This is a genomic window from Georgenia sp. G2120, assembly GCF_055326485.1.
On record NZ_JBUZNL010000002.1, the window covers coordinates 186,675 to 213,311 of the forward strand.

The window sequence follows — 26,637 nt, forward strand, 5'->3', positions numbered from 1 at the left end:
CGGGGTGGGTGATGGCGGTTGCCGCGCGCGACGGTACCGTGGCGACATGAGAATGTCTGTAGTCGGAACGGGTTATTTGGGCGCCGTTCACGCGGCATGCATGGCCAAGCTGGGCCACGAGGTCGTCGGTCTCGACGTCGACGCGACCAAGGTGGCGATGCTCTCCGAGGGGCGGGCTCCCTTCCACGAGCCGGGCTTCGACGAGCTGCTCCGCGAGCAGGTCGACTCCGGCCGGCTGACGTTCACGACCGACCCCGCGGACGTCGCCGGCGCGCGCCTCCACTTCATCGGCGTCGGCACCCCGCAGATCGAGGGCGGCTACGCGGCGGACCTCAGGTACGTCGACGCCGCCGTCGACTCCCTGCTCCCCCACCTCTCCCCGGTCGACGGCGAGCGCCCCGTCGTCGTCGGGAAGTCGACCGTGCCCGTCGGCACGGCCGAGCGCCTGTCGACCCGGATCGAGGAGGCCGGCGGCCTGCTCGTCTGGAACCCCGAGTTCCTGCGCGAGGGGTTCGCCGTCGAGGACACGATCAACCCCGACCGCATCGTCTACGGCCTCCCGAAGGACGAGGCCCTGGCCGCCGAGGCCCGCGCACCGCTCGACGAGGCCTACGCCCAGCTCCTCGCCCGCGACATCCCGCTCGTGGTCACGGACTGGGCGACCGCCGAGCTCGTCAAGGTCGCCGCGAACTCGTTCCTCGCCACGAAGATCTCGTTCATCAACGCCATGGCCGAGCTGTGCGACGCCACCGGCGCCGACGTCTCCACCCTCGCCGAGGCCATCGGGCACGACGACCGGATCGGGAAGAAGTTTCTCCGCGCCGGCATCGGCTTCGGCGGCGGCTGCCTGCCCAAGGACATCCGCGCCTTCATGGCCCGCGCAGGCGAGCTCGGCGCCGACCAGTCGCTCACCTTCCTTCGCGAGGTCGACCTCATCAACGACCGCACGCGCCTGCGCGCCGTCGACATGGCCAAGAAGATCGTCGGCGGCAGCCTGCGGGGCAAGTCGGTCGCCGTGCTCGGCGCCGCGTTCAAGCCGGACAGCGACGACATGCGCAACTCCCCGGCCCTGGACATCGCGCGCCGCATCCACGACGAGGGCGCGAACGTCAAGGTCACCGACCCGGCCGCCGGTCCGGTGCTGCGCGAGCGCGGGACCCGCCTCGAGGTCGTCGACTCTGCGCGGGAGGCCGCCGAGGGCGCCGACGTCGTCATGCTGCTCACCGAGTGGAAGCAGTTCAAGGAGCTCGATCCCGAGGAGCTCGGCGAGGTCGTCTCCGTCCGCGCGATCGTCGACGGCCGCAACGCGCTGGACCCGAAGGCGTGGCGCGCAGCCGGCTGGACATACGCCGGCGTCGGCCGTCCCTGACCCGACCGCCCACGAGCCAGGAGAGACCATGAAGATCCTCGTCACCGGGGGCGCCGGGTTCATCGGCGCCAACTTCGTCCACCGCACGATCGCCGAGCGCCCGGACGCCGACGTCACCGTCCTCGACAAGCTGACCTACGCGGGGCACTCCGAGTCCCTCGCGGGGGTCGAGCGCACGCGCCTGGTCACGGGCGACATCGCCGACCGGGACACGGTCGACCCGCTGGTCGCGGAGTCGGACCTCGTCGTCCACTTCGCCGCCGAGTCGCACAACGACAACTCGCTCAACGACCCCAGCCCGTTCGTGCAGACGAACCTCGTCGGCACGTTCCAGCTGCTCGAGTCCGTGCGGCGGCACGGCGTCCGGCTGCACCACATCTCGACCGACGAGGTGTACGGCGACCTCGAGCTCGACGACCCGGAGCGGTTCCACGAGACGACGCCGTACAACCCCTCCTCCCCGTACTCGGCCTCGAAGGCCGGCTCGGACCTGCTCGTGCGCGCCTGGGTGCGGTCCTTCGGGATCACGGCGACGATCTCGAACTGCTCGAACAACTACGGGCCGTTCCAGCACGTCGAGAAGTTCATCCCGCGCCAGATCACCAACCTCATCGACGGCGTGCGCCCGCGGCTCTACGGCGCGGGCGCGAACGTGCGCGACTGGATCCACGTCGACGACCACAACTCGGCGGTGTGGACGATCATCGAGAAGGGCACCCCCGGCGAGACCTACCTCATCGGCGCGGACGGCGAGAGGTCGAACAAGGAGGTCGTCGAGCTCATCCTTCAGCTCATGGGGCGCGACGCCGGCGACTACGACCACGTGACCGACCGCCCGGGCCACGACATGCGGTACGCGATCGACTCGACGCGGCTGCGCACCGAGCTCGGCTGGGAGCCGGCGTTCACCGGCTTCGAGGATGGACTCGCCGCCACCATCGAGTGGTACCGCGAGAACGAGGGCTGGTGGCGGCCGCAGAAGGCCGCCGTCGAGGCGCGGTACAAGGCCCAGGGCCACTGACCCCTTCGCCCACGCGGCGCCTCAGCGGGAGAGGAGGCGGGCGCGGGCCCTGAGGCCGCCGGCCACGGCGACGCGCAGCGGCAGCTGCCACCACGCGTCGTACCGCCCGCGCAGGTAGCGCTCGGCGCTGCGGTGGTGCGCCCGCACCATCGGCGCCGGGCGCTCTCGCCAGCTGGCGCCCTGGTCGTGCACCACGCGCGCGGCGGGGACGTAGACGTTCTCCCAGCCCGCGCGGCCGAGCCGGTCCCCGAGGTCGGTGTCCTCGAAGAACATGAAGTAGCCCTCGTCGAAGCCGCCGACCTCGTCGAACGCCGCGCGCCGCAGGAGCAGGCACGAGCCGGACAGCCACCCCACCGCCCGGTCGGTCTCCGCCCCGAGGCCGGAGCGCTGCTGGTAGCGCGCGGTGAACGGGTTGCCCGGCCAGATCGGCGCGAGCACGGCGTGCGCGCCGCCCACCACGAGGCTCGGCACGGCGCGCGCCGAGGCGTAGACCGTCCCGTCGAGGTTGAGCACGGTCGGCCCGAGCGAGCCGGCCCGCGGGCGGGCCTCCCCCGCCTCGAGGAGCGCGTCGAGCGCCCCGGGCTCCCACTCGACGTCCTGGTTGACGACGACGAGCCACGGCTCGGTCCCCCCGCGCGCACCGAGGTTCGCGCCGGTCCCGTACCCGAGGTTCGCGCCCGGCCGGACCACCTCGGCGCCGTGCTCGGCCGCGACCCGGTCGACGTCCGCGTGCTCGCGGCCGTTGTCGACGATCGTCAGGCGGACGTCGGCGCTGGTCGCCGCCTCGAGCGTCTCCGCCATCCGCCCGAGCAGCGGCCCGGGGTCGTACGCGATCGTCACGACCTGGACGGCCCGCCCCCCGGCGCCGTCGGTGCCGTTCACCGGGCCCGCCAGGCCTTCCACGCCGAGTCCACCATCTCGTGCAGCCCGAGCTCGGCGGTGAACCCGAGGAGGTCGCGCGCGAGCGTGACGTCGGCGACCGCCCGCGGCGGGTCGCCGGGGCGCCGTGCGGTCACCTCGGCCTCGACCGGGTCGCCGGTCACGGCCCGGACCTCGGCGAGCACCTCGCGCACGGAGCTGCCCACGCCGGTCCCCACGTTGACGACCGTGGGCGAGGGCGGCGCCCCCGCCGCGCGCCGCTCGCCGGCCCCCGCGAGGTGGCCGAGCGCGAGCAGGTGCGCCCGCGCGAGGTCGACCACATGGACGTAGTCGCGCACGCACGTGCCGTCCTCGGTCGGGTAGTCGTCGCCGAAGATCCGCGGCGACTCCCCGGCGTCGAGCCGCTCGAACACCATGGGGATGAGGTTCTGAACGAAGGTGTCCCCGAGCAGCGGCGAGGCGGCGCCGGCAGCGTTGAAGTACCGCAGGGACATCGGGTCGAGCGTGCCGGCCGCGGCGGCGTCGTCGAGGATCTGCTCCCCGACCATCTTCGTGCGCCCGTACGGGCTCAGCGCGCTGGTCGGCGCGGTCTCGGCGAGCAGCTCGGCGTCGGAGACGCCGTACACCGAGGCCGACGACGAGAAGACGATCCGCCGGCAGCCCGTGGACTCCATCGCCCGCACCACGGTCAGCAGGCCGCCCACGTTCTGCGTCCAGTACCAGGTGGGTCGCTCGACGGACTCCCCCACCTGCTTGCGGCCGGCGAAGTGCACGACCGCGTCGATCCTGCGCTCCTCCATCACCTTGGCGAGCTTCTCCTCCGACCCCTCGGCCGCGAGGTCGAGCGTGACGAGCGTGACGCCGTCGATCCGCTCGGCGATGCCGGTGCTGAGGTCGTCGACCACGACCACGTCGTCGCCGCGCTCCCGGAGCAGGGACACGACGTGCCCGCCGATGTAGCCGGCTCCGCCGGTGATGAGGACTGCCATGCGAGCAGGTTATCCGCGCGCCGGGCCGCCGCGCGGGAGGGGCGTGCCCATGAGCACCGGCGGTGGCAGGGCGAGGCACCCTCAGTCGCAGGCCGTGATCTCCCACAGCTCGCCGTGCCCGCCGGTGGCGACGAGCTCGAACCCGTCCACGGGCCGGAAGGTGAACAGGGTGGGGTCCCCGAGCGGCGCCATCTGGTGCCACGGCGCGGGCCCCGTGTCCCGGGTGTTCGTCCAGAAATGGGTGACGCCGAGGCGCTCGACCACCGTGCAGACCTCGGGGTTCTCGCCGATCTCGTCGAACCTCGCGAGGAGGAACTGCCCGTCCGGCCCGCGCGGCCCGGCCAGGTGCGGGTAGACCACGGCGACGCCGCCCATCGAGTACCAGTAGGGCGTGCCGCGGAACCGGTCGCCGAGCACCACGGCGTCCTCGGGCAGCAGCTCGTCCGCACGCCGGAACAGGTCGAGCTCGCCCTCGCCGGCGAGCATCCGGTACGTCAGGTGGCCGGGCACGAAGCTCTCCACCGCGTGGTAGGTCCGCAGGGTGTGGCGCAGCCCGCCGGAGCCGGCCACGAGCGCGACGAGGAGGACGGCCGCGACCACGGACTCGATCCCACGACGACGACCCCCCGCCGCGGCTGCCGCCTCGTCGGCCTCCCGCCCGTGGCGCGCAGCCGGCGAGGCACCCGTGCCCCGCGAAGGACCCGCCTCGCGCCCGTCGTCGCCGTCCTGCCCCTCGCCCGACCTCCGCCCCCGACGCGCCGCGACCAGCCCGCGAACCAGGGCCGTGCCCTCACGCACGAGCACCGCGAGGGCGGCTGCGGCGAGCGGCGCGGCGCAGATGACGACGAGCGCGTCGAGCCGCATCGTCTCCGAGTACCAGACCCCCGTCGCCCACCGCAGCGGGTGGTCGGCCGGCCCCCAGGAGACCGCGGTCAGTGTGACGGTGACGACGAGCCCGACGGCGAGCCACCGTCCCCGCCGCAGCCACCACACGAGCACCGCCCCGCCCACCGCGAGCCCGCTGATCGCGACCTGCGCGAGGGAGTCGAGCCCGCCGAGCTCGTACCCGCCGAACGAGCGCAGCGGCCGGTCGACGAGCAGGGAGGCGAGGATCCAGTCGTACCCGTCGTCGCCCGGGCGCTCGAAGGCCTGGACGGACTCGACGACGCCGTCGGCGAGGAGGGGCACTGACGCGAGGACGGCGAGCCCTGCCGCCGACCACACGGCGACGGCGACCGGGAGCCGCCGGTCGGTGCGGCGCAGTCGCCGGAACGCGCCGACCGGGGTGGCCACGAGCAGCGGCGCGGTGAGCACCAGCGTGGAGAACCAGGCGCTGCCGTGGACGAGGGCGAGCCCGAAGGCCGCGACGGCGGCGGGCAGCGCGGGGGCGGCCGTCGCCCGGACGTCCGGGAGGTTACGCACCGCGAGGACCACGAGCGTGAGCAACCCCGGGAGCAGCACGTGGGCGTAGGTGTAGGGGAACTGCCCCATCTGCGTGATGAGCCCGACGGGCAGGGCGAGGAAGGAGTGGGCGAGCACGGGGGCCGCCGCCGCGGCCACCGGGAGGGTCGGCCACGTGGCGCGGACGAGCCCGGCGACGGAGAGGGTCCACAGGAGCCCGACGACGACGATCGACGCGTTGACCGCCGCCGGGACGGAGGGGAGGAACGGCACGACGGCGACGACCGAGTGCCAGCCGGTCGGGTAGAACGGCGCGTACCCGTAGTCGTAGAGGGGCGCGAGGCCGCCGAACGCGGAGGCGTCGCCGTACTCCCGGACGGTCTGGATCGCGCTGAGGTGGAACACGCCGTCCCACACCTGGCTGGGCCGGTCCGGCACCCCGATGCCGCGCGTCATCGCCACGACGTACAGGCCGGTGGCGACCGCCGCGGCGACGACGGCGAGCACGAGGTGGGGGCGGGCGAGCGGCGCCGGCTGGAGGACCGCGCCGGGGGCCGACAGCAGGGTCGAGCGGTCGGGGGCCCGCGGGGGCCGCGCCCGCCGAGCCGCCACGGACCGTCCCGCTCGCGGGGCCGCGGCCGAGGGCCCGGCGCGCTCGGTGAGGTCGGCGGCAGCATCCGCGGCGTCGTCGACCAGCCCGGCGGTCCGCCACGGCGCGGTGCCCAGCACGTGGCCGAGACCCGCGCAGGCCGCGGCGCCGAGCAGCATGCCGAGCAGGAACGTCCCCAGGCCCCAGCGCACGCCGAGCGCGCCGAGGACGACCGCCCACCCGGCCGAGAGCGCCACGGTCAGGGTGGCCGCGGGACCGAGCGCCACCAGCCCCCGCAGCCCGAGGAGGCGCAGCATCACCCACCCGGGCCCCACCATGAGCACAGTCATGGCGGCCAGCCCGGGCAGGGTCTGCGCCCAGGTCATCCGCCCGCGGGCGTCCCGGCCGCCGGGTCGTCGCAGTACGTGAGCCGCCAGATCGAGGTGGTCCCCGCGCTGGCGACGAGCTCGAAGCCCTCGGCCGGCCGGACGTAGGCGAGGCCTTCGGTCCGGTAGGAGTACTTCTGCTCGTCCTCCTGGGCGCCGCGCGGGTCGGTGTCCGTGTAGACGTGCGTGACGCCGAGGTCGCGGACGATCTCGCAGATCTCGGGGTTCGTGTAGATCTCGTCGAAGCTGGTCCCCAGGGTGGTCAGCTCCTCGCTGTCCCACTGGCCGAGCTGGCGGTAGAGCACGTTGACCCCGCCCATCGACCACAGGTAGCCGGCGCCGGAGAACGGGTCGCCGATGACGACGGCGTCGTCGGGCAGCACGTCGCCCGCGTGCGTGACGAGCTCGATCTCGTCCTGGCTGAGCATCGTGCCCCAGGCGATGCGGTCGGGCACGTAGGAGTTGACGATGACCTGGCTCTTGAGGTCGGCCCGGAGCCCGTTCGTCACGAGGACGATCACCCCGAGCACGGCGACCAGCGCGACGAGCGCGGGCCGCGTGTCCGACCGGCGGCCGCGGTCGTTGGGAGTGGTGGTGGCCGCGGACGTCTCGGGCCGCCGGCGCGCGGCCGCCTGCCGTGGCGAGGCGTAGGGGTCCGCGTGCTCGGCGTCAGCGCGTTCGGACCTCACGCGCTCGCCGGACGTACGTTCGCCCTCCACGCGCTCGGAGTACGCACGTTCGACCTCCGCGCGGCTGGTGTACCTGCGGTCGGCGTCGGCATGGCCGGGGACGGCGCCATCGACGAACCGCGGCTCCTCGACCTCGGTCGTCGCGCCCCGCCCCGTCACGGTCGCCCAGAGGTCCGCGAGCGAGCGGGCCGCGGCGGAGGCGCCGAGCGCGGCGAGCGGCACGGCCATGATCCCGACGAGCACGACCACCCGGCTGGGCTGGGTGTACCAGGGGCCGGCGATCACGCGCAGGGCCCCGTCCTCGGGGCCGGCGGTGATGACGGTGAGGACGACGGCGCACACCCAGCCGAGCGCGACCCACCGTCCCGAGCGCAGGGTGAAGGTGACGGCGAGCCCCACCACCGTCAGCGCGGTGACGACAATCTGGCCCACGGACTGCCGCCAGTCGTAGCTGTAGACCATGGGGTTGTCGATGAGCACCTGCCCCAGCGGCCCCCAGTAGGTCTCCTGACCGCCGCGCTCGAAGCCGGTGACCATGTCGAGCACGGGGAAGTTGGCCAGGGCGACGATTCCGGCGACGAGCAGCGCCGCGAGCACCCCGAGCGTGACGTACACCGGCTGCCGGTGGCCGGCGTCCCACGCGTGGCGCGACGCCCGGTAGATGCCGACGGCCACGAGCGGCCCGGCAAGCAACATCATCGTGAAGGCCGCGGACCCGTGCGTGAGGCCGACCCCGATGAACCCCACGAGGGACGGGACGGCGAGAGCGACCGTCGGCGCGGCGTGCGGGAGCTGGCGCAGGGCGAGGGCGACGAGTGCGAGCAGCCCGGGCATGCCGACGTGCGCCGCGCCGTAGGGCAGCAGCGAGACCACACCGAGGAGGACGCCGGGCGTGGTGACGAACGAGGCGGCGACCAGCGGGGCCGCGACGGCGGCGAGGGGGCGCTGCGGCCAGACGGCCCGGGCGAGCGCGGCGCTCGAGATCAGCCAGATCGGACCCATGACGAACGAGGAGGCGTTGGCCGCCGTCGACGGGAGGTCGAACCCGGGCGAGACGGCGACGAACCCGTGCCACACGGCGGGGTAGAAGGGGCTCTCGAGCTCGTCGTACATCGGGGCGAGGCCGCCGAGCACGGAGGCGTTGCCGGTCTCCGCGATCGTGCGGATCGCGCCGAGGTGGAAGACGCCGTCCCAGGTCTGGACGGGCTGCCCGGGGGCGACCATGCCGCGGGCGAGGCTCACGCAGTGGACGATCGTGCCGACCAGCACCATGGCCACGAGCACGGCGGTCGCGGTCCGGCCGAGCGGCACGGGCTGGACGATCTCCCTCGCGCGCGGCCCCGTCACCCACGGCGCGGTGCCGAGGCCGTGCCCGATCGCGGCGGCCAGGCCGACGCAGACGAGCAGGCCGAACAGCTGCGTGAATGTCGTGTACGGGACCCCGACGAGGTCGTAGATGATGCCGAGCCCGCCCGCCGCGGAGATCGTGAGGACGGCGCCGCCGCCGACGGCGATGAGCCCGCGCACGCCGACCGCCGCGAGCATGAGCGCTCCCGGGACGATCGACGTCACGAGCATGAGGGTCGTCGGCAGGACGAACTGCGCCCAGGTCATCGCTCTCCTTCTCGATCGGCCTCGCCATTGTGGGGCGTGGGCCCGGTCGCGTCGCGGCCCGCTCCGGTCGCCTTGCTCACACCACGCCCCCCGAGGTCACGAGTCACCCCGCAACGGCGAGCCCGTCACCCGCAGACGGCGATCTCCATGAGGCGCGCGTCCTCGTGCGCGGCGACGGTGCGCAGCGTGTCGGCGGGCACGTCGGCCTGGTCCGGGTAGCTCCAGCCGAGGAGCCGGTGCCCCGGGGTGTCGAGGTAGACGTGCGTGATGCCGAGCTCGGTGATCCGGTCGCACACGTCAGGGTCCTGGCCCAGATGCTGGAGGTCGTAGAGGAGCTGGTCGGCCGGGTCGTCCGCCGCGGGGTACAGGGGACGGGGCACGACGTCCCAGCCGGCGAGCGCCGGGGCGAGGACGGCGCCGCTCGCGGGGGCGCCGAGCACGCGGGCGTCCTCGGGCAGCTCGCCGGCGAGCGACCGCAGCCACTCGGCCTCGCCCACGTGCATCGAGTAGGGCCGGTCCGGGACGGCCTGGCGGGGCCCCTGGCGCACGGTCTCGGCGGACACGGAGGCGTGCAGCCCGCCGGTGCCGAGGACGATCGCGGCGGTGACCGCCACGAGGGACACCGCCGCCACGGCGAGGGTGCTGCCGGCGGCGTTGCCGGCCGCGGCGAGGCCGGTGTCCCGCTCCCCCGCCTCAGCCCGGCGCCGCACGAGCCGGACGGCGAGCGCGACCACGCCGGCACCGCCGGCCCCGGCGATGACCGCCATCGGGGCCACGAGGAGCGCCTCGAGCCGGTCGTAGTCCTTGTACCAGAGCGCCGTGAGGTCGCGCAGTGGCCCGTCCGGCCCGGCCGCGAGGACGCGCAGGACGAGCAGGAGCACCGCGGTCGCGAGGATCCAGCGGCCGCGCACGTGCTGGACGAGGACGAGCAGCCCGAGCGCGGCGAGCGCCGTGAGCACCCAGGCCGGGTCCTGGACCCCGGTGAGCGGGGGCACCGGGACCGCGTACTGCAGCGTCTGGGTCACCTCGCCGAGCTGGTCGATCGAGATCCGCTCGAAGTCACCCATCGACGACAGCAGCGGGATCGTCGTCACCGCGATCCACGCCAGGGCGCCCACGAGCATCGGCAGCGCGAGCACGGCGAGCCCCGAGCCCACCCGGTGGCCCGCGGGTCCGCGCGCGATGCCGCGGGCGAGGAGCGCCATGCCCCACGCGGTGGCGGCCACGACGACGACGGCGGGCGCCGAGCCGTGGGCGAGCACCGCCCCGAGCCCCGCGACGCCGACCGCCACCCAGGCCCGCACGTCCCTGGGACGGGCGGCGCACCGCAGCCCGAGGACGAGGACCGGGAGGGTGAGGACGAGCGAGAGCGCCCACGGCCACTGGCCGTGGAAGTACATCGAGTAGTACGGGAAGGCCACCGCGGCCGACGCCACGACGACGGACAGCCCGGCGGCGTACGGCACGCGCGGCGCCGCGGCCCGGGCGAGCGCGGCCACGCCGACGAGGAAGCACCAGGCCACGACGGCGACGACGACGTGGGACGCGACGACGACGTCCGACGCGAACGCCGGCAGCGCCGCGAGCCCGTGCCACAGCGACGGGTAGTAGACGCCGGACTCGCCAGGGAAGAGGGCGTCGAGACCGCCGAGCGGGAACGGGCTGCCGTCGCCGGAGGTGACGAGCGCGGTGGCGGAGTAGTGGAATATCGCGTCGCGGTGCTCGATCGGCTGCCCGAGTCCGAGCCCGCCCAGTCCGGAGGAGACCACCGCGAGCAGGACGACGAGCCCGCCCACGAGCGCGAGTCCGGTGACGAGGCGGTCGCCGCGGCCGAGGTCGGGATCGGCGTCGCGAGCACCCGCCCGATCAGGGCCGGGCGCCCCGGACGGCACGCCCGATGCGGGGCGGCGTCGTCGTCGGGCGCCCGTGAGGACGGCGGCTCCGGTGACGGCCAGGAGGACGACCCACGCGGTCGGCACCCAGGGCAGCCCCAGGGTGGGCACGAGCATCGAGAGCACGCCGACCACCCCCGCCGTCAGCGGCAGCGCCGCGGCGAGGAGGGTGAGTCGGCGCAGCCCCAGCCACGCGTGTCCGATCGCGAGGCCGGGGCCGAGCAGCGCGAGGAGGGACAGTGCCGCGGTGGCGGCGATCCCTCCCAGCGGGGCTCCGCTGGGGTCCAACTACTGGCCGCCGCCCACCGTGATCCGGGGCGTACCGGCCCAGCGGGTGGGATCGGTGACGTTGCGGCCGTCGGCGAGGATGCGGATGCCCGGCAGGTCGTCCGGGGTCAGCTCCTTGTACTCCGCGTGGTCCGCCTGGACGACCGCCGCGTCGACCTGCTCGCCGAGGTGGTATGGGGCCCAGCCGAACTCGCCGAGCTCGGCGTCGGAGTACATCGGGTCGTGGACGGCCACCTCGGCGCCGCGGGCGCGCAGCTCGGTGACGGTCTCGAAGACGCCGGAGAACGCGGTCTCCTTGACGCCGCCGCGGTAGCTCGCGCCGAGCACGGCGACCCGGCGGCCGGACAGGTCGCCGAGGGTCGACTCGAGCCGGCCCACCACGTAGGCGGGCATCGAGGCGTTGAGCTGGCGGGCGGTGCGCACGATCGTCGCGTCGGCGTCGGTCGAGAGGTAGAGGCGCGGGTAGACCGGGATGCAGTGGCCGCCGACCGCGATGCCCGGGCGGTGGATGTGGCTGAACGGCTGGGAGTTGCACGCCTCGATGACGGTCATGACGTCGATGCCGACCGTGTCGGCGTAGCGCGCGAACTGGTTGGCCAGGCCGATGTTGACGTCCCGGTACGTGGTCTCGGCGAGCTTGGCCATCTCGGCGGCCTCCGCGTTGCCCATGTCCCACACGCCGTTGGCGCGGTCGAGGTCGGGGCGCTCGTCGAACTCGAGCACGGCCTCGTAGAACTCGATCGCCCGGCGCGTGCCCTCCTCGGTCAGGCCGCCGACGAGCTTGGGGTAGCGGCGCAGGTCCTGGAACACGCGGCCGGTGAGCACGCGCTCGGGGCTGAAGACGAGGTGGAAGTCCTCCCCCTCGGTGAGGCCGGAGATCTCCTCGATGAGCGGCTTCCACCGGTTGCGGGTGGTGCCGACCGGGAGGGTCGTCTCGTAGGAGATGAGCGCGCCCGGCGTCAGGTGCTCGGCGAGCGAGCGCGTGGCGGCGTCCATCCAGTCGAAGTCCGGGTCCCACGTGGCGTCGTCGACGAACAGCGGGACCACGAGGACGATCGCGTCGGCGCCGGGGATCGCCTCGGCGTAGTCGGTGGTGGCGCGCAGGCGGCCGGCCGGGACGAGCTCGGTCAGCTTCTCCTGGAGGTGGGCCTCGCCCGGGAAGGGCTCCGTGGCGGCGTTCACCGAGTCGACCGTCGCCGCATTGATGTCGACGCCGATCACCTCGTGCCCGGCGTCCGCGAACTGCACGGCGAGCGGCAGTCCGATCTTTCCCAGGGCGACGACGGCGATGCGCATGAGTGTCCTCTCGACTTCGGTGCGGCGCGCGGTGGCCCCGCGCCCGCCTCTTCCGCGGCGGGTCCCATCGTAGGTGCCGTGAGTCCGCGGGCCGCGCTATCGGTCAGGCCCTCCGGTCGAGCGCGGCGAGGTCGGCCGCGACCTGGCGGGCGCGCGCGGCCCACGTGTGCTCGTGCCGTGCCTCGCGCACGTGCGCCGCCACGGCCTCGACCTCGCCCGCGTCGTCGCGCAGGGCGGCGAGCCGGTCCGCGAGTGCGTCGGCGTCGTAGTCGACCGCCCACCCGAGACCGCCGGTCTCGATCGTCCGGCCGGCGAGCGTCCCGGTGGTCGCGAGCACCGGCTTGCCGTGGCCGATGTACTCGTAGAGCTTGATGGGCGCCGCGAAGTCCCGGTACTCCGAGGGCTCGACGACGATCGAGCACGCGTCGGCCCGGCCGAACAGCGGGAGCAGGCCGTCTCCGCGCTCGTGGACCACCTCGACCCGGTCGCCGAGCCAGTCGGCGTACTCCCCGCGCGCGGCCTCCCACGAGTCCTTCGGGGTGCACAGCAGGAGGTGGACGCCGGGCGTCGCGTCGACGGCGCGCAGCAGCTCGTGCATCCGGTAGTAGGAGGTGACGTTGCCGACGTAGAGGAGCGTGAACGGACCGTCCGTGCGCGGCACGTCGCGGATCGCGCCGCCCGGCGGGAGCGGCGCCATCTGCTCGGGGCGCAGGTGCGGGACGTGCGCGGCGAACTCCCGCGAGGGGACGTAGACGCGGTCGAGGAGCTGGCGGTAGGCGCGCAGCTCCGCGTGGTACAGCGTCCGGGTCCCGGCGGCCACGACCGGGTGCACGCGCTCGGTGTACTCGGGGTAGCGCCAGTAGATGTCCCGGTAGAAGACGCTCGTCGGCACGCCGTGGCGCCGCAGCAGCCGGGCGAGGCGCACGTCGACCACGGGGTGCGTGGGCAGGTGGTGCGACTCGGTGAGCACGGTCGGCATCGTCGAGGACTCGCCGTACGCGAGGTCGACCCGCAGCCCGTCCTTCAGACGGCGTGCGAGGTCACGGACGGCCGCCGCCCGCTCCTTGCCGTGCCCGGTCACCTCGACGACCTCGTACCCGAGCCCGCGGAACGCCTCGAGCATGCGCACGGGCCGGATCCCGGAGCCCGACGTCGAGCCCTCGCCCACCGGGTAGGGGGCGTGGTAGACCATCGCCCGGCCCTGCCCCACCGACTGCTCGCTCACCGGACCGAGCCGTGGACGTGGGCGGCGAGGGCGTGCGCGTCGGCGTAGCCGGCGGCCACGGTCTCCACGGAGAAGGCGTCGCCGATCGTCGCGGCGACGTCCTCGGCGGAGAGCGCGGCGGTGCGCTCGTGCAGGTCGAGGACCGCGTCGGCGTAGGCGCCGGCGTCCTGGACGTCCACGAGGGTGCCGACGCGCGGGTCGACGTACTCGCCCTGACCGCCCGTCGAGCCCACGACGACCGGGCGCCCCGCCACGAGCGCCTCGGCGCAGGAGACGAAGAAGTTGTCGCCGCGGGTGGGGCCGAGGAAGAGGTCGGCGCGGGCGAGCTCGCCGAGGACGCCGTCGCGGTCGAGCGTGCCGGTGAGGTGGATCCGCTCCCCCACCCCGACCTCGTCCGCCCGGTCGCGGACGGCGCTCGCGAGCGGGCCGTCGCCGACGAGGGTGAGGTGCGCCGGGTGCCCGCGGCGGCCGAGCTCGGCCACGACGTCGACGGCAAGGAGCGGGTCCTTGCGCTCGACCAGGCCGCCGACGCTGACCATGCGCAGCTCGCCGGATGGCTCGGGCCTGGCCGGGACGGTCGCCAGCGGCGGGACGATGCACGGCACCACGGCGGTCGCGCGGTCGCCGCGCACCTCGCGGATCGGGTCGGCGAGGAACTCGCACACGGCGGTGACGACGTCCGGCCGGTCGAGCAGGCGGCGCACGAGCGGGAGGACGGCGCGCGTTCCGAACCCCAGGTTCTCCGGGCTCGTCAGTCCCGAGTAGTGCTCCGTGTGCACCCACGGGGCGTCCGGGCGCCCGACGACGAACGGCAGGAGCGCGGAGATCGCGGTGGTGTGGACGACGTCGGCGCCGTCGAGGATTCCCGGCAGGGCCGCGGCGACCTGGGCGATCTGGTCCGGGCGCGAGGGCGTCATCGGCAGGCGCAGGACCTTGAGCCCCTCGTGGTAGACGTGCCGCGTGCCGTCGTCCTGGTGGCCGGGGACGAGGTGGACGACGTCGACCGTGTCCCCGCGCGAAGCCATCGCGAGCGCGTCGCGGACGACGAACGAGCCGGAGCTCGGCGCCAGGGCGGTCGGGAACCAGGTGGTGACGACGACGACTCGCATGCCCCCGAAACTACCCGGCCGCTCCGCCTCCGGCGGGAGCAGGCCGCACTAGGCTCGGTGACCGTGAAGATCCTCTCCGTCGTCGGTGCCCGCCCCCAGTTCGTCAAGCTCGCGCCGATCGCGCACGAGAGCGCCCGCCGGGGTGCCGAGCACCTCATCGTCCACACGGGCCAGCACTACGACCCGCTGCTGTCCGACGTCTTCTTCTCCGAGCTGGAGATCCCGGCCCCGGACGTCCACCTCGGCGTGGGGTCCGGGAGCCACGGCCACCAGACCGGGTCGATGCTCGCCTCGATGGACGACGTGCTCACCGAGCACCGCCCCGACTGGGTGCTCGTGTACGGCGACACGAACTCCACGCTCGCCGGCGCCGTGGCCGCCGCGAAGCTGTACGTGCCGATCGCCCACCTCGAGGCGGGCCTGCGCTCGTTCAACCGGCGGATGCCCGAGGAGATCAACCGCGTGCTCACCGACCACGCCGCCGACCTCCTCCTCGCGCCCACGCAGGTGGCGGCCGGGCACCTCGCGGACGAGGGGCTGGCCGGGCGCACCGTCGTCGTCGGCGACGTGATGACCGACGTCCTGCTCGCCACCCGCGAGGCCGTGGGCGACGCCCGCCCGGCAGCGCTGGAGGAGGAGGGACTGGCCGACGGCGAGTTCTACCTCGCCACCATCCACCGCGCGGAGTCCACCGACGACCCCGACCGGCTGCGCGCGATCGTGCAGTCCCTCGCGGGGCTCGACGCGCCGGTCCTGCTGCTCGCCCACCCGCGCCTCGTGGCCAAGGCCGAGGCGGCGGGCATCGACCTGTCCGGCGGCGCGCTGCGCACGCGCACGCCGCTCGGCTACCGGGACCTCGTGGCCGTGGCCGACCGGGCGCGCGGCGTCGTCACCGACTCGGGCGGCCTGCAGAAGGAGGCCTTCCTCCTGCGCACGCCCTGCACCACGGTGCGGACCGAGACCGAGTGGGTCGAGACCGTCGAGCTCGGCTGGAACGTGCTCGTCGAGCCGGGCGACGCGTTGCTCGCGGCCGCCACCCGGCCGCGCCCCGCGGACACCGACGCCACCCCGTACGGCGACGGCGACGCCGCCGCCCGCGTGCTCGACGCCCTGCTCGCGCCCCGCTGACCAGCGTTCACCCTCACCCACCCGCTGCCCACACACGGCCGACACGACGGAGCCCCACCATGACCACCGGCACCGACCCGCTCGACGACTGGGGCCCACAGGCACCTGTGCACCGTGGACGCAGCGGCGGGGCCGACGCGCCCTCGGCCCACCACGCCTCCACCGGCGGCGCCGACGCCTCGCAGGCACCCGAGCGCTCGTCCGCGCCCTCCGGGACGGCCGCGGGGTTGCGCCGGACGCGGGCCTACGTGGTGGGTGCCATGGTCGTCGGTGACCTCGTCGTCATCGCGGTCGGCCTGTTCCTCTTCGAGCCACCGACCCGCTGGGTCGTCCTCGCCGCCGGAGTCCTCGGCTTCGCCGCGGCCGCCTACATGTGGAACCTGTACGGCCGGCAGATCAGGGGGCTCGAGGAGGACGAGGCAGGCATCCCGCGCGCGACCCCGCGCGACCCGAACGCCTGATCCAGCACCTCCCCTCACTCACTCACCCACCCACCCACCGACCTCACCCGCGCGCCGCGAGTCCCCCGATCGCGAGCAGCGCCGTCGCCGCGGTCGCCGTCAGCGTGCGCCACGCGTTCCACCTGGTCCACGGCCGCTCGAACGCCGAACGGGCGGCAGCGAGCAGGCGATCGTCGTCGTCGGGCGCCCGGTCGAGCCGCTCGTTGAGCGGCACGTTGACCGCGAAGGTGATCGCGAGCGTGAGGACCGTCCCCGCGAGGCCGGCGACCAGCCAGGGCAGCGCGGATCCAGCTCCGTCGGCCCCGCCGGCGTCGTCCACCCTCGTCCACCCGAGCACCACGGCCGCGACGGTCGCGACCGGCGTCCCCACGAGGACCACCCCGAACAGCGGGTTGAGGATCGCCCGGTTGACCGACCGCATCGTGGCGACGAACGCGGCGTCGTCGACCCGGCGCAGGCCGGGCATCACCGCGCAGGTGAAGCCGAGGAAGAGTCCCGCGACGAGCCCGTTACCCACGGTGGCCGTGACCAGCGCGGCGGAGGCGGCACTCATCGAACAGTCCCCACCGCAGCTCCTCCGACCAGCGCGCCGATCGTCTCCTCGACGGGCGTCGTCACGCGCACCGTCCGGTCGCCGCGGGGCGCGAGCAGCCCACGTGCGTCGGCGAGGTAGAGCTCGGCGAGACTCTCCGCGACGTGGGCGTCGAAGCCGGCGCCCGCGAGCGTGCCCGCCCACGCCTCCTCCGGTACGACGACGACGTGCAGCTCCCGCCCGAGCGCCCGGCCCAGGTGACCGGCGACCTCGGCCTCGGTGACCTCGGGCCCCAGCACGTCGACCACCTCGCTCGCCCCTCCCTGCTCTCGGATCAGCTGCGCGGCAACGGCCCCGACGTCGGCGGTGGCCCCGAGCGGCAGAGGCTCGTCGGCCGACGGCGCGAGGACCGGGTACACGCCCTCGGTACGCGCGACCTCGAGCACGTCGGTGACCTTCTCCTGGAAGTGCCCGGACCGCATCGCGGTCAGCACGCTCACCCCGCGCAGCGCCTCCTCGAGCCGGTGCAGGCCGTCGACCGGGCCGGTGCCGGCCCCGAGGTCCGCACCGCCCGAGGAGAGCAGCACGACGCGAGGCACCCCGGCATCCTCCACGGCGCCCGCGATCGAGGCGGTGAGCCGGTCGGCGTGCGCATCGAGGTCGTCGGCGGTGAGGTCGAAGGGCAGGAGGGCGAACATCGCTTCCGCCCCGCGCAGGGCGTCGGTCAGGCCCGCGCGGTCCGCGAGGTCGACGACCCTTGCGTCGGCCCCGGCATCGCGCCACCGCTCGGCGTCCGCGTCGCGGCGCACGAGGACCCGCACCTCCTCCCCCTCGTCGAGCAGCCGGCGCGCGGCGGCCCCTCCGACCCGTCCCGTGGCTCCTGCGACTGCGTACATGGCGTCCTCCCCGATGTCGGTGCCGACCGGCGTGCCCGGCGCGGCACCACCGACGCTAGAAGCTCCCTCCAGGCGTTCCCAGCCCCGTTCCGCCGTCGTTCTTGTCCGATCGTCCGGAAGCACTGTCGCGACCCGGCCGGATACGCAAGGCTGAGGTCATGCTGACGACACCCTGGGAGACCCGCGACCGGCTCGCGCGGGCCCTGCAGACGCTGCGGATGCGCGGCATCTTCTACGGGCACTCCGAGCTGACCGCGCCGTGGTCGCTGCGGATGCCGACCGTGCCCGACTCGCTCAGCTTCCACGTCGTCACGTCGGGGGCCTGCCGGCTCGAGGTCGGGGGCAGCGACCCGGTCGAGCTCGGCCCCGGCGATCTCGCGCTGGTCCCGCACGGGCGCGGGCACGACATCGCGAGCGGCGAGGGCGCCGGCACGCCGCGTCCCGTCGAGGACCTCCCCCAGGAGTGGCTGGGCGAGCACTACGCGGTCCTCGAGCACGGCGGTGGCGGCGCGCACACCCGGCTGATCTGCGGGATCGTCGGCTTCGACGAGCCGGCCGCGCGCGAGCTGACGAGCCGCCTGCCGGCCGTCCTCACCGTCGACGCCGACGCCTCCCCGGTCGGCTCGGCGATCCGCGACACGCTCCGCCTCATGGTCGACGAGCTCACCCGCCCGCGCGCCGGCAGCGAGGCCGTGGCCACCCGGCTGGCTGACATCCTCGTGGTCCAGGTCATCCGGGACTGGCTCGCGCACGACGACGCCGCACGGGACGGTTGGCTCACCGCCCTGCGGGACGACCGCATCGGCCGCGCGCTCGACGCGATCCACGCCGAGCCGGGCGGCGACTGGAGCGTGGATCGGCTCGCGCGCACCGCCACGATGTCCCGGTCGACGTTCGCGGCGCGGTTCTCCGAGCTGGTCGGCGAGACGCCGAACGGGTACCTCACCCGGTGGCGGATGCGGCTGGCCCAGGAGCGGCTCGCCGGCGGCGACGCGACGGCCGCCCAGGTCGCCGCCGAGCTCGGCTACCGGTCCGACGCCGCCTTCAGCCGCGCGTTCGTCCGTGCGGTCGGCCGGACGCCGGGGGCCGTCAGGGCGGCCGCGCGCGCGATCTCCACCTGAGCCTCCCCGTCACGCCGACCGCGGCCACGAGAGGTCAGCCGGACGAGGAACCCCGTCGCTCGCGCGCGGCCCGGTCAGCCGCGTCGGGTGGGTCCGCCGGTGAGTGCGCGCCGGACGCGTCCTCCGGGGCGGGCGGTTCGACCGCCTCGGGCGCGCCGGACGCGTCGTCCGGGGCCGCTGCCTCGGTACGAGCCGACCGGGCGGACGCCCCACCGCCCCCGTCGCCGAGCACGAGGCGGCGCAGCCACCGGGGCTCGGCCAGGATCCCGTCGAACGGCAGCTTGTCGCACACGACCCTGAGCAGCACTGGGACACCTACCGCGTACACGAGGAGAAGGAGGACGACGACTCCGGGTCGGGGCTCGGCGAAGGCGCGAGCCGGGCCCTCCACCAGCCATAGCCCCACAAGCAACAAGGGCATGTGGGCCACGTAGATCGGAAGGGTACGCCGCCCCAGCCAACTCCACAGCGCGAACCCTGGTATCCGTGAAAGTCCGATACCTACGAGTGCGACAGCCGTTAGGCCGAGTAGCGCCAGCAGTACGACGTCGGTCCGGTTGTTCGTTAGGACTAGGTCGAACTCGTTACGAGCGATTGCAAGGGGAATGAAGCAGAGCGCCGAGATCGCGCCCAGCACGACCAGCCACCGCTGCCGTACGCGAAGGGCAGGGGCGACGAGGAAGCCGATGAGGAAGAACGGCGCGTAGGTGAAGAGCGGCACCGTTTGCCTGCCGAGGTTCGGGAGTTCCGGGCTCAACAACATCGCCAACCCAACGGCAACGATCAGCACGGGGTAGGAACGCAGGAGTCGCGCCATCAGCGTCATGACGGCAAGTGCCCAGATGAACCACAAGTAGTCCTCAGGCAGCAGCGCTTGCTCGAGTGCCCACGCCGCCACCCCGTCCGGCAACGTCGTCGCGACCGAGAAGCGCCAGCTCCGCACTACGAGTTCGACGAGTAGCCAGACCCCCAAGACCCACGCCATGGGAACGATGCGTGTGCCTATCACCGTCCGCCAGCTTCGCGAGGCAGCATGGAGAAATAGGGCACCAGAGAGCGCGAACAGAGCAGGGATACGGATGGCCTGCGCCACCCGCACCGCAGGCTCCAACTCAGGGAACGGCATACCCCCCATACGCATGAAGTAGAGAGTGTGCCCAAGCACGACGAGAACAACGAGAAATCCACGCGCGGCATCGATCCACGCGACGCGGCCACGGCTGGGCTGTGCGGACTCGTCGCCGGGGCTCACGCGACGACCACGGTGCGCACGTCGTCGGGCCGCATCCAATGGTGGGGGTCGGCGATTCTCCGCCACACACACCGGATGCCAAGGCTCATCCCGTCGAGGCTACCGGAAACCGCCCGACGCTCCGGTGCCCACTTCTCCTCGGCTTGTTTCGCTCTGCGCGGGTACCCGTGCTCGAGGAAGAACTCCCCTCCCGAGGTCCTGCGCCGTGCGGACATGACCGAGACCATGGTCGCCGATCGCTACCGGCACGGAGGACCCATGACGTACGACGCCGCAGGACCACCCGATGGACCGCCCCGGGGCACCCCGTCGCAGGGCACCCCGCCGCGGGGCACCCCGCCGCAGACCGGCGTACACGTGCCGCACCCGCGCGGCGAGGTGATCACCGGCCTCGCCGTCGACTCCTCCACCGCCACGACACGCCTCGTCGGCTACGGCGTCGGCGTGGTGGTGGGGCTCGCGATCGCCGGGTACCACGGCGTCCAGCTCGTCCGCGCGCTCGGGGCGGGCGACGCGCAGACCTCCGACCACGTGACTCCGCTCGGCCTGTCCGTCGTCGGACTCGGCGTGATCGCCGTCTTCGGCATCGCGATCGGGCAGGTCGTGCGGGGTCGCCGCGAGGGCGACGACGCGATCGACCTGCTCGTCACGCCGGCCGGCGTCGTCGGTCCCGGCGGGCTCGGGATTCCCTGGGACGAGATGCACCAGGTGGTGGTCGACGCGCTCCCCCTCGGCACCGGCTCCACCCTCGTCCAGCGAATCTCGACGATGTCCCGGGAGCGGGCGATCCGGCGCCCCGACCGCGACATGACCGCCCGCGAGTACAAGCGCAAGGTGCGGAGCCACGAGCAGGCGGTCGCGCGCCGCACCCCGGTCCTCGTCGTCGTCGAGCTGCGCGACCCGTCGGGCGTCCTCGCGCGCGCCGCCACCGAGCGGCAGCGCGGCGCCGTCGTGCCGAACCACCGCCCCCCGCACGTCCGCATCGAGCTGACCGAGCACCCCGGGGACGAGATCGCGAACGTCCTCACGGCCCTCGACCAGCAGCTCGGCGAGCACGGCCTGCTCCTCCACCGGCGCTGACGTGCCGCAGCGCGAGCCGTACCCGGCCTCGCGGCCGCACCCGGGGCCGCAGCCGTACGGTCCGCAGCCCTACGGCACCTCCGCGGTCGGCCGCGGCCACGTCGTCGCGGGCCTGGGCGCGAACCGGAAGGAGGCCGGCGACCGGATCACCATCTACTGCGTCCTCCTGGTCGCCGTCGCTGCGCTCGCCGTCTGGCTCGTCGTCAGCCTCGTCGACTCCCTCACCCCGGACCGCGTCGGTCCCCTCCAGGTCGAGATTCCGTGGTCCCCGATCCCGACGGCGATCATCTCTCTCGTCCTCGTCCACGTCCTCGGCGCCATCGGGGTCCTCGTCGTCGGCATCGTCCAGCAGGCCCGCCGGCGCACCATCGGCGATGAGGCGATCCAGCTCCTCGTCACCACGGCCGGCCTCACCGGGCCGGGTGGGCTCGACATTTCCTGGGACGAGATCCGGGGCGTGCGCATCGGCCCGCTCCCGATCGCCCACGGAGCCGACGCCGTCGAGATCGGTGGGATCTGGCTCCTCTCCAGCCTCGGTCGCACGAGGCGACAGGGGCAGTACCTCGCGGGCCGGGCCGCCGGGCACTCGGTCCGCTCCCGCCCACCGGTGCTCGTGCTCATCGACCTCGTCACGCCCGCCGGCGTCATCGAGCGGGCCGTCACGGACCGGCAGCGCCGCGCGGTCCACGTCGCCGGACTCACGTCGCACGTGCGGGTCGAGCTGACGGACCACCGGGCCGACCGCCTCGAGTTCGCCGTCCGCGTCCTCGCCGAGGAGCTGGGCCGCCGCGGGCGCGGGCTGTACCAGCTCTGACGGGACCAGACCCGGACGCAGCCCGTGCACGGACGACGGCCCCGGACCTGGGAAGGTCCGGGGCCGTCGTTCAGCGCGATCGGTCGAGCAGCTCCGTCAGTCGAGCAGCGCGAGCGCCGTCGGCGAGTCCGTGGCGGACAGCGCGAGGTCCTCGAACTCGTTGACGCCGTCGAGCTGGACGCCCATCGCGATGTTCGTGACGCGCTCGAGGATGACCTCGACGACGACGGGCACCCGCGACTCCTGCGCCATCGCGCGGGCCTTGGTGAACGAGGCCTCGAGGTCGTCCGGGTCGGTCACCCGCAGGGCCTTGCAGCCGAGCCCCTCGGCCACCTTGACGTGGTCGACCCCGTACTCGGCGACCTCGGCGGAGTTGATGTTCTCGAACGCGAGGGACACGTGGTAGTCCATGTCGAACGCGCGCTGCGACTGCCGGATGAGCCCGAGGTAGGCGTTGTTGACGACCACGTGGACGTACGGCAGGTGGTGCTGCGCGCCGACCGCGAGCTCCTCGAGCATGAACTGGAAGTCGTAGTCACCGGACAGGGCGACCACGTTGGCGTCCGGCCGGGCGGCGGCCACGCCCAGCGCGGCGGGACCGGTCCAGCCGAGCGGCCCAGCCTGGCCGGCGTTGATCCAGTGTCTCGACGCGTAGGTGTGGAGGAACTGAGCGCCGGCGATCTGCGAGAGGCCGATCGTCGTCACGTAGACGGTGTCCCGGTCGAAGGCCCGGTTCATCTCCTGGTAGACCCGCTGCGGCTTGATCGGCGTCTCCGGGAAGTTCGTCTTCCGCTGCAGGGAACCCTTGCGGCCGCGGGCCTCGTCGGCCCAGGTCGACCAGTCGGGCACCTGCCCGGCAGCCTTGCGCTCCTTGGCCACCTCGAGGGCGGTGCGCAGGAACGCCCCGGCGTCGGAGACGATCCCGTACTCGGGCGCGAACACGCGGCCGATCTGGGTGGGCTCGATGTCGACGTGGATGAAGGCCCGGCCCTGGCGGTAGACGTCGAGGCCACCGGTGTGGCGGTTGGCCCAGCGGTTGCCGACCCCGAGGACCACGTCGGACTCGAGGAACGTCGCGTTCGCGTAGCGCTGCGAGGTCTGGATGCCGACCATGCCGGAGGCCAGCGGGTGGTCGTCGGGGATCGAGCCCCAGCCCATGAGGGTGGAGACGACCGGGACGCCGAGGGTCTCGGCGAGCTCGACGAGCTCGGCCTCCGCGCCGGCGTTGACGATGCCGCCGCCGGCGATGACGATCGGGTGCTCGGCGGCGAGCAGCATGTCGAGCGCCTTGTCGACCTGCGGACGCGTGGCGGCCGGCTGCACCACGGGCAGCGGCTCGTACGTGTCGGGGTCGAACTCGATCTCGGCGAGCTGGACGTCGATCGGCAGGTCGATGAGCACCGGGCCGGGACGGCCGGAGCGCATGAGCTGGAACGCCTTGGCGAACACGCCGGGGACCTGGGCGGCCTCGAGGACGGTCTTCGCCATCTTCGTCACCGGCGCGGCGATCGAGGCGATGTCGACCGCCTGGAAGTCCTCCTTGTCGAGCTTCGCGACGGGCGCCTGGCCGGTGATGCACAGGATCGGCATCGAGTCGGCCCACGCGGCGTACAGCCCGGTGATCATGTCCGTGCCGGCGGGCCCGGATGTGCCGATGCACACGCCGATGTTGCCGCGCTCGGCGCGGGTGTACCCGTCGGCCATGTGCGAGGCGCCCTCGACGTGGCGGGCGAGGACGTGGTGGATGCCGCCGTGCTTGCGCATGGCGTCGTAGAACGGGTTGATGGCGGCGCCCGGGAGGCCGAACGCGTGGGTCGCGTTCTCCTTCTCGAGGATGGCCACCGCGGCGTCGACCGCGCGCATGCGAGGCATGTCGATCTCCTTAGGGGGTTCGGTGGGTCACTCGCGCCCGGACAGGCGGGCGATGGTCTGGAACAGGCCGGAGTGGTCGAGCGAGCCGTCGCCGGCGGCGCGGGCGGCGGCCATGAGCTGACCGACGAGCGCACCGACGGGGGCGACGACGCCCTCCTCGCGCGCGGCCGACGTGAAGATGCCGAGGTCCTTGTGGTGCAGCTCGATCCGGAAGCCCGGGTCGAAGGACCGGTCGAGGATCTTCTGCGCCTTCTGGTCGAGGACCTTCGACCCGGCGAGCCCGCCGCCGAGGACCTCGATCGCGGCCGAGGTGTCGACGCCGTAGGCCTCGAGGAACACGACGGCCTCGGCCAGCAGCGCGATGTTGCCGGCGACGATCAGCTGGTTCGCGGCCTTGACGGTCTGCCCGGAGCCGGACGGGCCGACGTGGACGATCGTCTTGCCCACGACGTCGAAGATCTCCTTCGCCGCGGCGAAGTCCTCCTCCGCCCCGCCGACCATGATCGACAGCGCCGCGTTCTTCGCGCCGGCCTCGCCGCCGGAGACCGGGGCGTCGAGCAGGCGGATGCCCTTCTCCTTCGCCTCGTCGGCGAGCTCGACGGTGACGTCGGGCCGGATCGAGGAGAAGTCGATGACGAGGGTGCCCTGCGCGGCGTTGGCGTACACGCCGTCCTCGCCGGTGAGGACGTCGCGCACGTCCGGCGAGTCCGGAACCATGACGGCGACGACGTCGGCGCCGGTCACGGCCTCCGCCACGGAGGAGGCGGCGGTGCCTCCGGCCTCGACGAGGGGGGCGGTCTTGTCGGGCGTGCGGTTGTAGCCCCGGACGGTGTGCCCGGCGTTCTGCAGGTGGACGGCCATCGGGCTGCCCATGATGCCGAGGCCGATGAAGGCGATGGTGCTCATTGGTCGGTCCCCAATCTGTGAGGTGGTCGTGAGGGTCAGGCGGAGCGCTGCTCGCGCGGGAGCCAGGCGAACGGGTCGGCGTCGGCGGTCTTGTACTCGAGCCCGACCGGGCCGGTGTAGCCGGTGGCCCGGACGTCGTCGATCCAGCGGGTGATCGGCAGGTCGCCGCTGCCCGGGGCGCCGCGCCCGGGGGCGTCGGCGATCTGCACGTGGGCGATCCGGTCGGCGTACGCCGCGATGTCGGCGTCGACGTCGGAGCCGTTGACGGCCAGGTGGTAGACGTCGAGGAGGAGGCCGAGGTTCGTGGCCCCGTGCTCGTCACCCACCCGGTCGAGGACGCCGACGACGTCGGCGGAGGTCTTCAGCGGGTAGGCGTCGGCCCCGGAGACGGGCTCGAGGAGGATCGTGCCGCCGATGCGGTCGACCGCCTGGGCGGCGAGCGCGAGGTTCTCGGCGCCGAGGGCGTCCTGCTCGGCCGGGTCCACGCCGTCGACGCGCTTGCCGTACAGCGCGTTGAACGCGCGGCATCCGGTGCGCTCGCCGATCGCGGTGACGACGTCGAGGTTCGCGCGCAGCTCGGCGGAGCGCTCGGGCCACGAGATCAGGCCGCGGTCGCCGCCGGGCATGTCGCCCGCGTTGAGGTTGAGGCCGGTCAGCTGGACGCCGGCGTCGTCGATCGCGCGCAGGAGCGCGTCGATCTCGTCCTGCTCCGGCGTCGAGGTCGGGAAGTGCCACCACAGCTCGATGCCGTCGAAGCCCGCCGCAGCCGCGGCCGCCGGGCGCTCGAGGAGCGGGAGGTCGGTGAGCAGGATCGAGCAGTTGACGGTGTAGAGGACGTCGTCGGCCATCAGGTTCCTTTTCCGCTTCGTGGATGTTTCCTTCCTGATGTCGAAAACGTTAGCAGCGGCGCCGGGAGGGGTCAACAGACCGGTCAGCACACGACGACGGCCGGGACCCGTCGCGGGTCCCGGCCGTTCGCGGCACTGCGGTCGGGGTACCGATCGCCACGACGCACGTCACCCGGCGGCGCCGACCGCACCGAGCCCGTCGGCGATCTCCTGGGCGGCCCGACGCAGCAGCGGGACCGCCCGCGCGCCGAACGCGTCGTCGACCCGCGAGCTCGGGCCGGAGACCGAGATCCCGCTACGCACCGGCGTCCCTGGCACGGCCATCGCGTAGCAGCGCACACCGAGCTCCTGCTCCTCGTCGTCGATCGAGTAGCCGTGCGCACGCACCACCTCGAGCCGCTCGACGAGCTGTCCGAGCGTCGCGGCCGACCGCGGCGTGGGCTGGGCGATGTCCCGACCGACGAGCCGTTCGACGTCGGCGTCCGACATCGTGGCGAGGATCGCCTTGCCCACCCCGGTCGCGTGCGCGAGGGCGCGTCGTCCCACCTCGGTGAACATGCGCATCGACCGGGTCGACTGAACCTGGCCGATGTAGACGATCATCGGACCGTCGAGCGTGGCCATGTTCGCGGACTCCCCGAGCTGGTCGGCGAGGCGCTGGAGGATCGGCCGGCTCGCGACGCCGAGCTGACGGTTCGCGGCCTCCCCGAGGGGGACGAGCCGAGGCCCGAGCGCGTAGCTCCGGCTGGGCATCTGCCGGACGTGGCCGAGGGTGACCATCGTGCGCAGCAGCCGGTGGATCGTCGGCAGCGGGAGCTCGACCGTGGCCGACAGGTCGGACAGGGTCATCTCACCGCCCGCCGCCGCGATGATCTCGAGGACCCGGAACGCGCGCTCGACGGACTGGACACCGCCGCCCTGACCTGTGCTCATCGTCGGACCTCTCTCGTGCTCGTCGCTGACTCGTCCGCGGCCGCCAC

The 26,637-nt window shown here is 73.7% G+C and carries 22 protein-coding genes; 7 read left to right on the top strand and 15 right to left on the bottom strand.

Annotation, left to right across the window (positions count from 1 at the left end):
* Window positions 1–46: 46 nt before the first annotated feature.
* Both ACZLMO_RS03010 and rfbB read left to right on the top strand, forming a co-directional pair.
* Window positions 47–1,369 carry a UDP-glucose dehydrogenase family protein gene (locus ACZLMO_RS03010; protein ID WP_425714609.1) on the top strand — a complete coding sequence of 441 codons (1,323 nt, stop codon included), beginning with the start codon at window positions 47–49 and terminating at the stop codon, window positions 1,367–1,369.
* Window positions 1,370–1,397: 28 nt separating this feature from the next.
* A complete protein-coding gene (gene rfbB / locus ACZLMO_RS03015; protein ID WP_463652791.1) occupies window positions 1,398–2,390 on the top strand; it encodes a dTDP-glucose 4,6-dehydratase in 993 nt (330 codons plus the stop codon).
* 21 nt (window positions 2,391–2,411) lie between these two features.
* Here the strand turns inward: rfbB and ACZLMO_RS03020 are convergent, their stop codons facing one another.
* The 8 genes from ACZLMO_RS03020 to ACZLMO_RS03055 all read right to left on the bottom strand — a co-directional run bounded on the left by ACZLMO_RS03020 (window position 2,412) and on the right by ACZLMO_RS03055 (window position 14,747).
* Window positions 2,412–3,272, bottom strand: a complete 861-nt coding sequence (locus tag ACZLMO_RS03020; protein ID WP_463652792.1) for a glycosyltransferase family 2 protein — start codon at window positions 3,270–3,272, stop codon at window positions 2,412–2,414.
* Window positions 3,269–4,258: a UDP-glucose 4-epimerase GalE gene (gene galE / locus ACZLMO_RS03025; RefSeq protein WP_463652793.1), complete on the bottom strand. Its 990-nt coding sequence runs from the start codon at window positions 4,256–4,258 to the stop codon at window positions 3,269–3,271. The genes ACZLMO_RS03020 and galE overlap by 4 nt, the downstream gene beginning before the upstream one ends.
* A gap of 81 nt (window positions 4,259–4,339) precedes the next feature.
* Complete coding sequence (locus ACZLMO_RS03030; RefSeq protein WP_463652794.1) at window positions 4,340–6,634, bottom strand: DUF6541 family protein; 2,295 nt, start codon at window positions 6,632–6,634, stop codon at window positions 4,340–4,342.
* Window positions 6,631–8,937 (bottom strand): DUF6541 family protein, encoded by a 2,307-nt coding sequence (locus tag ACZLMO_RS03035; RefSeq protein ID WP_463652795.1) that lies wholly within the window; start codon window positions 8,935–8,937, stop codon window positions 6,631–6,633. The genes ACZLMO_RS03030 and ACZLMO_RS03035 overlap by 4 nt, the downstream gene beginning before the upstream one ends.
* A 125-nt stretch (window positions 8,938–9,062) precedes the next feature.
* Window positions 9,063–11,117, bottom strand: coding sequence for a DUF6541 family protein (locus ACZLMO_RS03040; RefSeq protein ID WP_463652796.1), 2,055 nt, complete (start codon window positions 11,115–11,117; stop codon window positions 9,063–9,065).
* On the bottom strand, window positions 11,118–12,413 hold the full coding sequence (locus ACZLMO_RS03045; RefSeq protein WP_463652797.1) for a nucleotide sugar dehydrogenase: 1,296 nt from the start codon (window positions 12,411–12,413) through the stop codon (window positions 11,118–11,120). It abuts the gene before it with no gap.
* Between the two features lie 103 nt (window positions 12,414–12,516).
* Window positions 12,517–13,638 carry a glycosyltransferase gene (locus ACZLMO_RS03050; protein WP_463652798.1) on the bottom strand — a complete coding sequence of 374 codons (1,122 nt, stop codon included), beginning with the start codon at window positions 13,636–13,638 and terminating at the stop codon, window positions 12,517–12,519.
* Entirely contained in the window at window positions 13,635–14,747 is a 1,113-nt protein-coding gene (locus ACZLMO_RS03055) for a glycosyltransferase (RefSeq protein ID WP_463652799.1), read from the bottom strand. Before ACZLMO_RS03055 ends, ACZLMO_RS03050 begins: the two co-directional genes overlap by 4 nt.
* A 63-nt stretch (window positions 14,748–14,810) precedes the next feature.
* On the opposite strand from ACZLMO_RS03055, the gene wecB reads away from it, so the two are divergent.
* The gene (wecB, locus tag ACZLMO_RS03060) at window positions 14,811–15,875 is read left to right on the top strand and encodes a non-hydrolyzing UDP-N-acetylglucosamine 2-epimerase (protein WP_463652800.1); all 1,065 of its coding nucleotides are present in this window, start codon (window positions 14,811–14,813) and stop codon (window positions 15,873–15,875) included.
* A 59-nt stretch (window positions 15,876–15,934) separates the two neighbouring features.
* Window positions 15,935–16,336 carry a hypothetical protein gene (locus tag ACZLMO_RS03065; RefSeq protein ID WP_425714620.1) on the top strand — a complete coding sequence of 134 codons (402 nt, stop codon included), beginning with the start codon at window positions 15,935–15,937 and terminating at the stop codon, window positions 16,334–16,336.
* Between the two features lie 43 nt (window positions 16,337–16,379).
* On the opposite strand, the gene ACZLMO_RS03070 is transcribed toward ACZLMO_RS03065, so the two are convergent.
* Window positions 16,380–16,889: an anthrone oxygenase family protein gene (locus ACZLMO_RS03070; protein ID WP_425714621.1), complete on the bottom strand. Its 510-nt coding sequence runs from the start codon at window positions 16,887–16,889 to the stop codon at window positions 16,380–16,382.
* A complete protein-coding gene (locus tag ACZLMO_RS03075) occupies window positions 16,886–17,764 on the bottom strand; it encodes an NmrA family NAD(P)-binding protein (RefSeq protein WP_425714622.1) in 879 nt (292 codons plus the stop codon). The genes ACZLMO_RS03070 and ACZLMO_RS03075 overlap by 4 nt, the downstream gene beginning before the upstream one ends.
* A 158-nt stretch (window positions 17,765–17,922) precedes the next feature.
* Here ACZLMO_RS03075 and ACZLMO_RS03080 point away from each other — a divergent pair, with 158 nt between their 5' ends.
* Window positions 17,923–18,885 (top strand): AraC family transcriptional regulator, encoded by a 963-nt coding sequence (locus ACZLMO_RS03080; RefSeq protein ID WP_425714623.1) that lies wholly within the window; start codon window positions 17,923–17,925, stop codon window positions 18,883–18,885.
* A gap of 34 nt (window positions 18,886–18,919) precedes the next feature.
* Here the strand turns inward: ACZLMO_RS03080 and ACZLMO_RS03085 are convergent, their stop codons facing one another.
* Window positions 18,920–20,137, bottom strand: coding sequence for an acyltransferase family protein (locus tag ACZLMO_RS03085; RefSeq protein ID WP_463652801.1), 1,218 nt, complete (start codon window positions 20,135–20,137; stop codon window positions 18,920–18,922).
* A gap of 258 nt (window positions 20,138–20,395) precedes the next feature.
* Here ACZLMO_RS03085 and ACZLMO_RS03090 point away from each other — a divergent pair, with 258 nt between their 5' ends.
* Together ACZLMO_RS03090 and ACZLMO_RS03095 are read left to right on the top strand one after the other, a co-directional pair.
* The gene (locus tag ACZLMO_RS03090) at window positions 20,396–21,217 is read left to right on the top strand and encodes a hypothetical protein (RefSeq protein ID WP_463652802.1); all 822 of its coding nucleotides are present in this window, start codon (window positions 20,396–20,398) and stop codon (window positions 21,215–21,217) included.
* A 1-nt stretch (window position 21,218) separates the two neighbouring features.
* Window positions 21,219–22,031: a hypothetical protein gene (locus ACZLMO_RS03095; protein WP_463652803.1), complete on the top strand. Its 813-nt coding sequence runs from the start codon at window positions 21,219–21,221 to the stop codon at window positions 22,029–22,031.
* A 96-nt stretch (window positions 22,032–22,127) separates the two neighbouring features.
* Here ACZLMO_RS03095 and gcl read toward each other — a convergent pair whose 3' ends face one another.
* From gcl to ACZLMO_RS03115, 4 genes are all read right to left on the bottom strand, one after another.
* Window positions 22,128–23,903, bottom strand: a complete 1,776-nt coding sequence (gene gcl / locus ACZLMO_RS03100) for a glyoxylate carboligase (RefSeq protein ID WP_463652804.1) — start codon at window positions 23,901–23,903, stop codon at window positions 22,128–22,130.
* Between the two features lie 27 nt (window positions 23,904–23,930).
* Window positions 23,931–24,809, bottom strand: a complete 879-nt coding sequence (locus ACZLMO_RS03105) for a 2-hydroxy-3-oxopropionate reductase (RefSeq protein ID WP_463652805.1) — start codon at window positions 24,807–24,809, stop codon at window positions 23,931–23,933.
* Between the two features lie 35 nt (window positions 24,810–24,844).
* Window positions 24,845–25,657, bottom strand: a complete 813-nt coding sequence (locus ACZLMO_RS03110; protein ID WP_463652806.1) for a hydroxypyruvate isomerase family protein — start codon at window positions 25,655–25,657, stop codon at window positions 24,845–24,847.
* Window positions 25,658–25,825: 168 nt separating this feature from the next.
* The gene (locus ACZLMO_RS03115) at window positions 25,826–26,590 is read right to left on the bottom strand and encodes an IclR family transcriptional regulator (RefSeq protein ID WP_463652807.1); all 765 of its coding nucleotides are present in this window, start codon (window positions 26,588–26,590) and stop codon (window positions 25,826–25,828) included.
* Window positions 26,591–26,637: the final 47 nt, after the last annotated feature.